The sequence below is a fragment of the Anaerobacillus alkaliphilus genome (assembly GCF_004116265.1).
Taxonomy (GTDB): domain Bacteria; phylum Bacillota; class Bacilli; order Bacillales; family Anaerobacillaceae; genus Anaerobacillus; species Anaerobacillus alkaliphilus.
Genome location: NZ_QOUX01000026.1, coordinates 156,756 through 170,555, shown reverse-complemented (window position 1 = coordinate 170,555; position 13,800 = coordinate 156,756). Strand labels below are relative to the sequence as shown.

At 39.4% G+C, this 13,800-nt stretch carries 2 protein-coding genes; both read left to right on the top strand.

What is annotated here, in order from left to right; genetic code table 11:
• The first annotated feature begins 237 nt into the window (after positions 1-237).
• Complete coding sequence (locus DS745_RS07655) at positions 238-11,874, top strand: S-layer homology domain-containing protein (RefSeq protein ID WP_161568208.1); 11,637 nt, start codon at positions 238-240, stop codon at positions 11,872-11,874.
• Positions 11,875-12,409: 535 nt separating this feature from the next.
• A complete protein-coding gene (locus DS745_RS07650) occupies positions 12,410-13,774 on the top strand; it encodes an S-layer homology domain-containing protein (RefSeq protein ID WP_129077673.1) in 1,365 nt (454 codons plus the stop codon).
• Positions 13,775-13,800 lie beyond the last annotated feature (26 nt).

The window sequence follows — 13,800 nt, the reverse complement described above, 5'->3', positions numbered from 1 at the left end:
ACTTTACATATATCTTCATATATTCCCAACAATTGAATTTACTGATAATTATTGACAGTATTTTGGAAAAATTTTATGATAGTAAAGTGTGAAACTATACTTTATTACTTTGTTTTTTAAACTAGTAAATTTATTTACATAAAAAGTTAAAAAAGTAGTAATATTCACCTATTCAAATGACATATTTATTTAACCGTGGCGTAATTAAGTGCCCTACATGAAGGAGTGTGAGTGGGATTGAGAAAAAAGAAAATTGATTTTTACAGAAAGTTAATTGCGAGTTCTGCGGTAACAACAGTTGCTATTGCAGGTCTTGCTGGACAAGCACCGGTATCTGCCGATGTAGTATTTAAAGATGTTTCTAGCAATCACTACGCGAAAGAGGCAATTAGTCATTTAGTTGCAAAGGGGATTGTGAAAGGATTTCCAGATGGGACTTTTCGTCCGCAGCAAGAGCTACTTCGTGAGCACGCTGCTGCATTACTAGTAAGATCTTTAGAATTACAGTCTTCAACTACGAGTGAGCAATATTTCAAAGATGTACCAAAAACAAGCTCTTATTTTGGCGCAGTATCTGCACTTAAAGATGCAGGTATTTTTTTAGGTGATCATAATGGGAACTTTAACCCAAAAACGTCTTTAACTCGCGAAGAAATGGCAACAATCCTAGTTCGTGCTTTTAATTTAAAAGCTCAAGCTGGTGTGGAAATAAAGTTGACAGATTTAGACAAGGTTTCTGCATCCCACAAAGAGAATGTGAAAATTCTTTATCAAAATGGCATTACGATCGGTTATGGAGATGGTAGTTTTAGACCTAAGACTGCAGTAAACCGAGCTGATTTTGCTGTGTTTATTACTCGCTCTTTATCACTAGACGCACAAGGGAAAACGGTTGAAGCGATTAACGAGAGTAGTGTGACGATTGAAGGAATGACATACACACTTTCTAGTAACTTACAGGACTTGTTTACTAGTAACAAAGAGAGTTTAATAGGTTCAAAGATTAACTTTCAAACAAGCAATAACGAAATCACTGGGATTACATATTTAGAGCTAGCAACAGCGTCAAAAGTATTTGACGGAAAAGGTTTCTCTTTAACAGGGAACGTCAAGGTATCGGCTTCTAATGTAACCGTGAAAAATCTAACGGTAACGGGGAACTTAGAAGTTTCTGAGAAAGCTAGCGGTACTATTACGTTTGATCAAGTTGAAGTGAAAGGTGCGACAGCTCTAACAAGTACTGCAGGACTCGTATCAGCAGCTAATACAACTGCAAACAATGTAACATTCAAAAACTCAACTCTTACAAATATAAAAATTAATAATAAAGGCTTAGCTGTAAACTTCCAAGGTACAACAACCGTAAAAGCTTTAGAAGTCCAAACAGACGCTACACTGAAAGCTGATCAATCAGTTGTACTTCCAAGTGTTACAGTTGCTGAGCGTGCACAAAACGTGACTCTTGAAGCAACAATAACTGATTTAACGGTGAAAAATCGTCGTGACCTTCAGTTGAAAACGGTAGGTAACATCAATCAATTAACAGTAGAGAGCTTACACCCAGTAACACTTGACTTAAATGGAAAAATTCAAACTTTAGCACCAGTAAAAAATTCAGCTTTAACACTAAACCTTTCACAAGGATCTACAGTCGGTGAACTGAAGCTTCCTGAAGGTGTTCAAGCAAAAGACGTTATTAAAAACTACGATCAAGTTAAACAAGCATTTGGTGTACAACCTGGTGGTTCGTTTGTTCCAAATCCGGGACCAAGTATCCCTGCTCCAGATCCTGATCCAACACCAACGGTAGTTGAGTGGGACAGTGCGGAAAATCCGTTTGCAAACAATGTTGTTTATGCAACTAACTTTCTAATTACTCCTGTTGATAGTGCAACCTACGGAGCAGATGCAGCTGGTAATGAAGCTGTTATTGAGGGCAACGTAGAGATCAAAGGAGATATCACGCAGCCGATTACACTTAAGAACTTAGTAATCAAAGGAAAACTAGTCCTTGATGCTGGTGATCAGAGCTCTGTGGTTTTAGAAAATGTACAAGCTGATGAGGTTGAAATTCTTTCTGGGAAAAAAGGAACGATCCACTTAAATGGTGTTCAGTTCAAATCAATCATTGTAAAAGATGACAACGGTGTTCGTTTAAGCACCAACGGTGTTAACGTCATCGACAGAATTGAAGTAGACCCAACGAGTTCATCAAGTGAGTCCGATATTGAATTAGCGGGTAACTTTAACAATGCCAAAATTGTTGTAAAGGATGAAACAAAAATTACGGCAAAAGCAGGCTTCGCGGCTCAAGCGATTGAGATTGAGACAAAGAATGCAAGTAGTGAAGTAACCTTTGTAAGCACAACAGGTAGCTTTGCTGATGTCCAAGAAGTAACGGTGAAAAAAGCAGCAACTGTTAACTCAAGTGGAAATACGCAAATCCAAAACATCGTCTTAAACATTCCTCAATCAGAGCAAAACAACACAGTTACTCTGAAAGGTGAAAATTTAAACGAAACGGAAGTTTCGGTAAAAACAGCTTCTACATTAAACGTTAATGCTGGCGTAGGAAAAATTTCAACCGAGGCTAACGTAACAATTGGTGGAGAAAAGGTTGCTGAAATTCAAGCATTTGAGAAAACAAGCAACGCCAATGTCACAGCTGCAAATGAAAGTGTTCAGTCAATCTTTGACACAATCAAGCAACAAGCAGTTGATGCTGCGATTGCAAATATTCAGAAGCTTCCTGAACTTTCAGCGGTTGGCTTTAATGATATTGCTAGTGTGCAAACGGCAAGAAGAAACGTTAACACAGCGATCTCGTTTGGCGCAACAAATGCCGACTTTGTTGTTGAAGAAGTAAATTATTTAGAGAAATTAACGGAAATTGAAGCTTCATTAGCTGCGATGATGTCAGCGATCACTGAGGTTCAAAAAGCGATCCGTGCATTACCAACAAACCCAGGCAATGTTCAAGCAATTGCCTTAGAAGGGTTACAAACTCGTGTAACAGCAGTCAATAATGCGATTGTAGCAGCAAAAGACGCTGGCGTTACTCAAACGGACATTGAAAAAGTAAGAGACTATGCGCGAGTCGTAGCGGCAAACCAACGGGTAGAACAATTAGTTGCTGAAAGAAACACAGCTAGAGAAGTTGCGACTACAAAATTAGCGCAAATCCCAGCTGTTGATGAGATTACTTTTAGTAATTTATTAGAGGTCCAACAACTTCTTGTTGATGTGAGAAAAGCAATTGCTGAGGCAGCGGATAAAGGCGTAACAATTGAAGGATTAGCACCACTAACAGCAGCAGATACAAAGGTAAAACAGTTGCTAGCTGAAAGAGACGAGGCCGTTCGTGTAGCCAAGGAAAAAATTGAGTTAATCCCAGCAGAGATTACGTACAGCAACATTGAAGCGACACGTCCTATAGTAGAAGAAGCAAAGACAGCCGTTGAAGCAGCAAAAGCAAAAGCTGCAGTAGATAACAACATTTCCAATTTAGCAAAACTAACAGCTGCAATTGCAAAAATTGCTCAGTTAGACGAAGGAACACGTGAAGCAATCACAGCCGCAAATGGTGCTCTTGCAGCGTTACCGGTAGTAGCTGATGTAAACTTTACAAACTTAGCTGATACAGAAGCGAAGGTTGCTGCAGCTAAGCAAGCAATCGAAACAGCAAAAGAAAAAAATGCGACAGATGCTGATTTTGAAAATCTTGCTCTCTTAACAGCGTTAGAAGAAAAAGTAGCTGCATTAGTAGCAGAACGTGCAGCGGCGATTGAAGTAGCAAATGAAAAAATTGCTATAGTACCAACTAATGTAACATTTGCAAACTTAGCGGCGGTTAAAGAACTAATTGAAGCGGCGAAAACAGCGATTGCCGAAGCAAAAACAAAAGGAGCAACTGACGCTCACTTTGTTGGCTTACCAGCATTAAATCAAGCAATTGCAAAGGTTGCCCAGCTTGAAGAAGAAAAACGTCAAGCAATTGTTGCTGTTAACGAGGCGTTAGCATCTCTACCTGTAGTGACAGATGTAACGTACACAAATCTTGCTGAAGTAGAAGCTCAATTAGCTACGCTTGCTGATTTAATTGCAACGGCTAAAGCAAAAACAGCGGTTGATGCTGATTTTGTTGGTTTAGAGAAAATCGTAGCTCTAAAAGAGCGTATTGATAATTTACAACAAGTAAAGGCAGAAGCATTAAACAAAGCAAACCAAGCGATTGCTAGCATACCTGCCTTAGAAGAAATTACGTTTGCTAACTTAGTAGATACTAGAACAAAACTTGATCTAGCTGTCACTGCTGTAGCGGAAGCGAAACAGTTCGGAGTCACGGAAGCTGACATCACAGGCTTTGAGAGTATTGCCTTAGTGACGGAAAAAGTAGAAGCACTTGAAGCCTTAAAAGCTGAAGCGATTGCAGCGGCAAACAAAGCGATCAGTGATCTTCCGGCAATGACAGAGATTACGTATGCCAACCTTGAAGAAATGAACGAAGTAGCACAAACGGTTCGTGCAGCTGTTACAGCAGCAAAAGAAAAAGGTGCGACTGACGCAGTGTTTGAAAATCTATCTAAGCTGACAGCATTTGAAGCGAAAGTAAACGAAATGCTTGAATCAAAAGCAATAGCTATTCAAGCTGCAAATACAGCGATCAATACAATTCCAGCTGTCGAGAAAATTACGGCAGAAAACGTTGAAGAAGTACAGGCATTAATTGCAACGGCAAAAGAAAAAGTAGCGGTAGCGAAGGAACATGGGGCAAGACTAGCTGATTTCCCTCACTTTGCAAAAATCGCTGAAGCGCAAGCAAAAGTAGATTTGTTATTAACAACATTAGAAGAAGCGATTGAACAAGCAAATGAACTGATTGGTCTTGTGCCACTAGTTGATGAGATTACGTTTGCAACGTTAGTCGATGCAACGGAAAAAACAGCGGCAGCAAGAGCAGCAGTAAACATGGCAAAAGAGCTTGGCGCTACGGATAGTAGCTTTGAAGATCTTATTCGTTTAACAACTGCTGAAGCAAAGGTTGCTGAGTTAACGAAAGAGAAAACGGATGCAATTGCAAGAGCAAATGAAGCACTTGCTGAAATTCCGGAAGTTAAAGACATTACAGTAGCGAACTTTAGAGCACTAGTACCAAAAATTCAAGTTGCGCTTGATTTAGTCGCTGAAGCAAAAGCAAAAGGTGCGCTAGCAGCTGACTTTGTAGGTAAGGATCGCTTACAGCCTGCAAAAGACAAAGTATCTGAACTACAAGCAGTAATGCAAGCAGAAATCACGATCGTAAATCAAGCGATTGCAAACCTACCAGCACTAGCGGAAGTTACGTATCAATCATTAGATGCTGCAAAATCAAAACTAGTGGCTGTTGAATTAGCGATCCAATCAGCAAAAGCAGCTGGAGCAGTAGACGCGGACTTCACAGATCTTGAGAAGTATGTAGCTGTGAAAGAAAGAGTAGCTGAGTTAGTTGGAAATCAACAAGCAGCACTTCAAGCAGCAAACGAAAAATTAGCGCTTATTCCTGTGGCTGATGAGATTACGTACGAAAACATCAATGAGGTTAGACAACTAATTGCTGCAGCAAAAGAAGCGGTCGAATTCGCGAAATCAATTGCGGTAAAAGAAGCTGATTTTTCAGGCTTAGCAAAAGTATCGGCAGCGGTTGAGAAAATTGCTCAACTTGAAGAAGACAAGCGCTTAGCAATCGAAGCGGTTAACCAAGCATTAGCAACGTTACCTCAAGTAGAGGATGTTACGGTTGAAACGGTGCGCCAAGTTGAAAAGCAATTAGAGAAGTTATTTGAATTAATTGCCATTGCGAAAGCAAAAACGGCGACAGATGACGACTTCGTTGGATTAGAGAAAGTAGCGCCACTTCAAGATAGAATTGAAGAAATTAATATTCAAAAGCTAGAAGCAATCGAAGCGGCAAATGCAGCGTTAGCGGAAATTTTAGCGGCTTCAGAAATTACGGTAGCAAATTTCAGAGCTGTATCTGACAAGATTAAGCAAGCAGAATCGCTAATCACCGATGCGAAAGCAAAAGGTGCAGTGGAAGCTGACTTTGTAGGGTTAGATGTTCTTGCTGCAGCAAAAGAGGCAGTAGCCGTATTCTTCGAGGACCTCTATGGAAACATTGTTTTAGTAAACTTATTAATCTCTGAATTACCAGCTGTAACAGAGATCAATTATGAAAATCTAGCAGCGGTAAAAGAGAGAGTTGAATTTTTAGAAGGTGCAATTGAGCGAGCAATAGCTGTAGGAGCTTACGAAAGTGAATTTGAAAACCTTGCAGCTTTCACTGCTGTTCAAGCAAAAGTGAAACAGTTAGTAGAAGCGAAGTCTGCAGCAATTAAAATTGCTAATGAAAAAATTACTTTAGTACCAATCCAGTCATTAATTACACCTCAAAATCTCGCAGATACGAAGGCGAAGCTGGTAGCTGCACAACAAGCGGTGGCAGATGCAAGAACAAAAGGTGCGGTTGATGGAGACTTTGTTGGTATTAGTAAACTCGCACTAGCAGAAGCAAAAATCCAAGAGATCGAAGCGGCACAAGTAGAAGCATTAGCGAAAGCGAATGAAGCGTTAGCGAACTTACCACTAGCATCTGAGGTTAATGAAGGAAATCTTCAAGAAGTACGGATGAAGGTGAGCCTAGCACAAAACTTAGTGAAGCAAGCTCGTGATCTAGGAGTTGCAGAAACACAGCTTGTTGGTTTAGACAAACTTGCAGCTGTTCTAGAGCGACTAGAAGAGTTCGGTCTTTCGTTAGAAGAAGCATTAGCCCACGCGAATGAATTACTAGTAGAACTTAAAGATTTTGGAACAGTTACATCAGAAAATGCAGCTGAGGCTCAAGTAGTTTACTTAACAGCGTATTTAGCGGTTCAAGAAGCATTTAGCCTAGGGGTCCAAGCAAGTGACTTTGACCAAGAAGGTTATGAGAGATATTTAGCTCTTGAAGCTGAGTTAGAAAGCTTCAAACCAGCGCGACCAAGACATGCAGATCCAATTAGTAGTTTAGCAGAGATTGTTCGAAACCCAGAAGGTTTTGATTACTATCATTTGCAAACAGCTGTTAATGATAGAGTAGAACCAGCATTACTTGAAGAGTATCGTCAGGAGATTATTGAGTTCTTAAAAGGTGACGAAGAATTAACGTTAGCCATCCTAAAAGGACTTGTTCAAATTGTTCATGAACGAGGTACAACAAATGGCCAAGAAGCGCTCGACGTAATTAATGACGACATTGCCAACTTAACTTATAGTTTATTATCAACTCTTGTTTGGACTTATGAAGAGAACTTTGAAAACGCTCGTGATTTATTAGCAGCGGCAAAAGCTGCTAAGCAAGGCTCATTATCGAGAAATGAAGTTATTACCATCGTCCAAGACTCTACTCATGCCTATGCGGTAGAACAAGTGTTAACGAACCCTGAGTTTACCATCAATAACCTAAGTTGGGCGGTTGGCTATAGAGAACATGTACAATTCTATCCAACTTACTTCGAGAAGTATAAACAAGCAATACGTGATGCGCTAGCAAATGGTTTGTTAACCCAACCGGAACTTCGTCAGTTAATTATTGGAGTGAACGAGGCGGCTGAAAAAGAAAAGTTAGCTGCGATTAACGGCAATTTACCGGCGATGACACCAGATGTCTTTGAACCATTGGTTTATGTAAACAACTGGATGTTCCCACTGTTCTTAGATGCTTTAGTAAAACTTAAGGCTGAAGTTCAACGGGACTTAACAGCTCATGACTTAAACCAGGTGTACAATAGTATTTCTAGAGTGTCGGCTCTAGATGCCCTTAATAACAACCCTGAAACAATTGATTATTATGCACTTCAGCAAATAGGCATTAATGAATTAGTGTTTGTGCGTTTTGCTGAATATCGTCAAGCGCTTGTGGAAGCTCGTAAAGATGGTGTGTTAACAATTGAAGCAATTCAAGTGGTTATCTTAACAGTAAACAGTCAGTCATTAGCTTCTGCTGTTGAACGTATTAATAACAATTGTTCTAACTTTAGCTTTACTGACTTACAAGAGGTAGTAAGCTGGGCGAAAGCAGCGAATTTGGCAAGGTACCGTGAAGCGATGACCAACCGCTTTAGCGACATGACTCTAACTCGTCCATTGATTGAAGAAGTGGTTGGTAGCGTTGATCGCTTTGTTGCTCTTGAAACAATCAATTTAACTCCAACTAACGTAAGTTTTGAGTTGCTACGTGATGCATTAGCGTTTAGAACTCGTGATGGTAACCATACTTTTTTCTCGTACTATCGTGACGCAACAGTACGTTCGGAGTTAGTTAGCTATTACCAAGAAGCTATTAATAAGGCAGCCAAGCCGTTTACGATTGATACGTTAGCTGATTTAGTGATTGAAACGAATAATAATATTCAAGAAACAATGCTAGATCAAATCAATAAAAAACCAGCTGAAGTAACGTATCAAATGTTACAAATAGCTGGAATTTATAGCGCTAGACAGGAATATCTAAATGCTTATCGTGTTGCATTAGTAGAGGCTGTTAATGCTTCTGAGGTACCTTTAACGAAACAAGAGATTGAAAATGTCGTTAGGGCTATTAACCAAACACAGGCGTTGGCTCGAATTAATGCCAATCCACTAACATTTAGTATTAGCGACTTATTTTCTGCGATTAACGTCTATGCAGATCAGAATCTATTAAGCTATTATCAGCAAGAAATTAATCAAAGACGTACTCAAAAAGGTGCGAACTTAACTAAGCAAGAAGTTGAAGCGGCTGTTAATGTAGTGAACAACAATATCAGAGCAATTGCTTTAGAAATTGTAAATGATGAAACTGAAACAGTTAGCTTCGAATGGTTAAATCGTGCAGCACATAACGTTAGACAACAGTTTATGAGCCAATATCGCCAAGCGCTTGTTGAACGTAAGTCTACTCTCGGGTGGTTAACTGAGCAAGCTGTTCAACAAATAATTATGAGCGTAAATAATACGGAAATGGCAAAATACATTAATGCCAACGCTCACTTTACGTATGATGATTTATGGTATGTGGCACAAGGCTATAACATTCAAAGGAATTTGTTTAACGCATATCATGAGGCGATTACTTCTCATGAAAACTATGGAAGTTTAACAGTGGAACAAATCACTACTATTATCCAAACTGTTAATGGCCAAAGTAGACTTGCAGCAATTAATAATCATCCAGAGGACCTGACACTGCAGCAATTAAATCAGGCACTTAATTGGTTACCAATTATTAGAGAAGAAAACTTTAATGCATATAAAGCAGCAATCATTGATCGGTTGATAAATCAGGAAAAACCTTTTACTACAGTAAAAGAACTAGAAAATCTAGTTGTTTCAATTAATGAGTCGCTATTTACGGAAGCATTAGCAGAAATCAATGATAATCCAAGTGGATTTAGCTTCGAGGCATTAACAAAATTAGGTCTTCATGTACACCTACTTGAAGAGCGACTTCAATATTACCGTCAAGTGATTGCAGAGAAGCGCACTGATAAAGGTACCGCACTTACTTTGAATGAAATTGAGAATGCAATTAATGAAGCCAATCAATTAGCAGCTGAACTAATGGAACTAGAAGCCTTAGCTCACATTAATGCAAATCCAGATACGTTTACATTTGAGACGTTGAGGAAGATTAGAGCCTACGTAGTAGAAGATCGTCTGGAATACTATCGACAAGCGATTAAAGAAAAGATAGCCGAAAAAGGCGGTCACCTAACAATTCATGAAATGTATCAAGCAATAAATAGAGGAAATCAGCTATATACTGAGGACCTTCAAAACATCGCGGCGGCAGAAATTAATGCAAATCCAGACACGTTTACCTTTGTAACACTCCTTCATTTCCAATGGGATGTATCAGTTTACGAGGAAAGACTGGGGCATTATCGTTCAGAGGTTAAGAAGAAATTAGAGCAATTAAATCGTCATTTAACTGTTGCTGAAATTGTCTCAGTATTACATGATGCAAACCAGTCATTCTATAGAGCACAAGTAGAGGCTGCGCTAAAAGAGATTAACGACAAACCTACTAGTTTCACATTTAGTGCGCTTCATTTACTAGTAGGAGTTAGTCATGACAGAGAAGATCGCTTACCAGAGTATCGCCAAGCAATTGCAGCATGGCATACAAAGAATGGTAACCTTACACATGCTGATGTTCAACGTGTTGTTTGGGATACGAATAGAGATCTAAGCTTAGCTTATATCAATGCAAACCCAGAAACATTTACGATGCGTCATCTAGAAGAGGTGCTAAACCGAGGCAATGTTCATTCTTATTCTGAGTTCTTGAATGCTTATCGTGTGGCAATTAAATTAGCACATGACAATGCGGAAGGAAAAAAATTAACGGTTGAAGATATTTCGAGAATTGTTGATGGGATTAACAAACATGAGGCGCTTCAAGCCGTTATTAATAACAGAACTGGCTTTGAGGATTGGGAACTTGCACAGGTTATTGGTTGGGACTTGGTTAAATACCATAACTTACAAGACTATCGCCAAGCAGTTACTGCTTTTATAGAAGAGAACGGGTCGATAACTGTTGAAGAACTAACAAACTTAGTTCAAGAAGTGAATGAGTCCAAGTTGTTAGCAGTTATCAATGATAATCCTTTAAATGTCGACGTGTACACGCTTCGTGAATTATTTAAATATGACTATGATCATGTATATGATTTTATTCTATGGAAGAACGAGGAAGAATATCGTAAGCAGCTCAATGATCACTACAACACGCACGGCAATTTAACAAAGGCCCAAGTTGAACAAATTGTTATTAAAGTAAATGAAGAAGTTGAAGCCCGTGAAGTGGCTGAGAAACTTGCAGTGATTGTAAATAATCCAACCCAATTCCACTGGTATCAATTGGAGGATTTAGTTGGGTATAAAAATCTCTTAGATATTTATAGAGCCATTGATGAATACCGAACAGCGATCAATATACGAGTTCAAGCCGGAGATGAGCTAACGAAAGAGGACATTATTGAGATTGTGCTAGGTGTGAACGATCGAATGATCACTACTTTCTTAACAAAAATAACTGAGGACCTTAACGAGTTAGACTTATATGAGTTAGAAGTAATCATAAATTATAAGCAGGTTGATTATACGTATGTGAATTACAATAATCACAACCTCTATAAACAACGAATTCAGGAGCTAATCGACAGTGGTGAAGGACTGACAGTGGCTAAGCTTCGTCAAGTTGTTCAAGTGGTTAACCACCCGCCGGTCCACCCACCAACTGCACCTCCTGTTTCACCGGTTCCAACTCCGGAAGAGGTTCTAGTAGAATTAGAACTCGAACTTGAGAAATACGAAGATATGGCAACTATCGCTGTTGGCCAAGAAGGTGATATTACAAACCTTATCATTCGCCTTAAAGATGGTGTGGAAGTGAACGATACGATTACGTTACAAGTAACAGGAGAGCAGTTACATTCGAATTACTTAACTGTATCTGAAACAACGAATTCAGTATATCTCGGAAATACGAATAGCATCTCGCATTCTGTGACAGAGAGGGTAACGTTAACCTTTACTAAGGCTGATCAATCAGTAAGTAAGACGATCTACGTTACGATTAAAGTTGAGGAACAAACTCAAAACTTGGAACAATCTATTAAGAACTTAATGAAAACAGTCGAAGGACTCTTTATATCCGAAGATGAACTTCAACCTTGGGTTTCATTTGAAGTAGTGGATAAGTTAATGAAAGAAGTGGATGCGTACATTGCGCAATTCCCTGAATTAGAGGAAACTGACAAACTACTTGATCGTGCTTATGAAATTTTACGAAATGGCGAAACGAAAAACTAAGCTTTAACAACGATGAAGGGTCGTACCTTAGCAGATTTGTATTTTCCTTTTAAGGGGCCAAATCTAGGGTAAGACCCTTATTTTTTCGAAACTAACCTTTAAAGGAGGAAAACAATGACGAGCAAATGTCAGATGAGACTCATCTCATCATTTTATGTTTTTTTCTTGTCTTTGGACAAGTACTGACAAGCTATACCGTTGTTGCCAAACAACAACGGCAAGTTCGTCTACTAAGGTAATTGATGGTTGTGGGTTACAGAAAATTTTATGTGAGACAGAGCTTATAATATAAACCAAAAACGCAGATTTTCCACATCTTGTGGCTGATTTGCGTTTTTGTGGTTAGTTGGATAGGGGAGGATCAGCTCTTCGAGCTAAGACGAACAAACCGAATGAATATAGAAACCTGACCAACTAACCCATACCAACAAACCAACTTCCAATCATATCCACCAGAAAATTACCAAAAAGCAATACTAAAATCTACGACTCTATGGTATTGTAAACTTTGTATAACTAGACTTGGAGGAGATAAATGATGAGAAAAATGACAGCTACATATATAAGATTGCTATTAGCTGTAGTATTGTTATTACCAATCATGACATGGGCTAATCCTGCATCAGCTCAGGTGACTTTTACAGATTATAAACCGGGTGAATTTGGCTATGCTAATGTTATCACACTTGCCAACCAAGGGATTATTAAGGGATATGACGATGGATCATTTCGTCCAAATCACAGACTAAACCGTGCAGATGCAGCAGTACTTTTCCAACGTGCTTTAAAGCTGCCGGCTGCACAGGGGACAAGCTTTAAGGATGTACGTACGGGACTTTACTACACGAGTGCTGCAGCTGCAACAAAACAAGCAGGGATCTTCCGTGGAAACCCGGATGGTACGTTTGGGCCAACTGATCGCTTAACGCGTGAGCAAATGGCTTCTGTCTTAGTTCGTGCGTTTGAGTTAAAACCAGTATCAACTACTTCGGTAAAAATAAATGACCAACGATTAATTGCACAGGCCCATCTTCAGGATGTGATTACTCTATACCAAAATGGAGTAACAAAAGGGAAACCAGGAGATGTCTTTGATCCAAAAGGATTTGTAACAAGAGCAGAATTCACAGTTTTCTTATTCCGTGCGATGGAACTAGGCACGATACCGACACAAGGTGGAACAACTCCAGCTCCTGGTGCACCAGCCCCTGGAGTACCGGGAGTAGGTTCGTCAACACAATTAACAAGCATCTTCACTGTTGATAGCAACAATAACGGTAGAATTGATGCAGTTCTTTTACAGTTTTCAGTATCTATCGCTTCGAGTTCGGTAGAAGCAAATAAGTTTACGGTTAACGGCTATACGATTTCTTCTGTTCAAACAAGTGGCTCAACAATTACCCTAAACTTAACGGAACGTTCAAGTGCTGATACGGATGCTCGTCCTTCAGTGACATATACAGGTAATTTAAAAGATACTTCTGGTAATGACGTTGGCCAAGTGAATGCAACGGCTAGTGATATGGTACGTCCGATGATCTCAGCTGCTCATTTAACAACATCAGCAGGTACACAAATTACTGGAGCAGTTTCTAACACAGCGACAGCAACGACGATTTCGTTTGATCTTAGCGCTGAGCCAAATAATCGCACACTTCGTGATGGCAAAATGACGATTTCGGAAAATGTGACGATGACTGTTTCTAATCCTTTAGGCGGAACAGAAACTGAAACACTAACAAAAGGTGAAAACAACATGTCATTTGCGGCGTTAATTGCCGAATTAAATCTTGATTTCGGCTTGATCCGTGAGCTAAGAGATAGCTTTGCAGTGACAGGAACGTATACGGACAGCAATGGAAATTCCCGTTCGATTACGATTAATGTAAAAATGAAATAATGAAATTTATACAAACTAGCATTTTT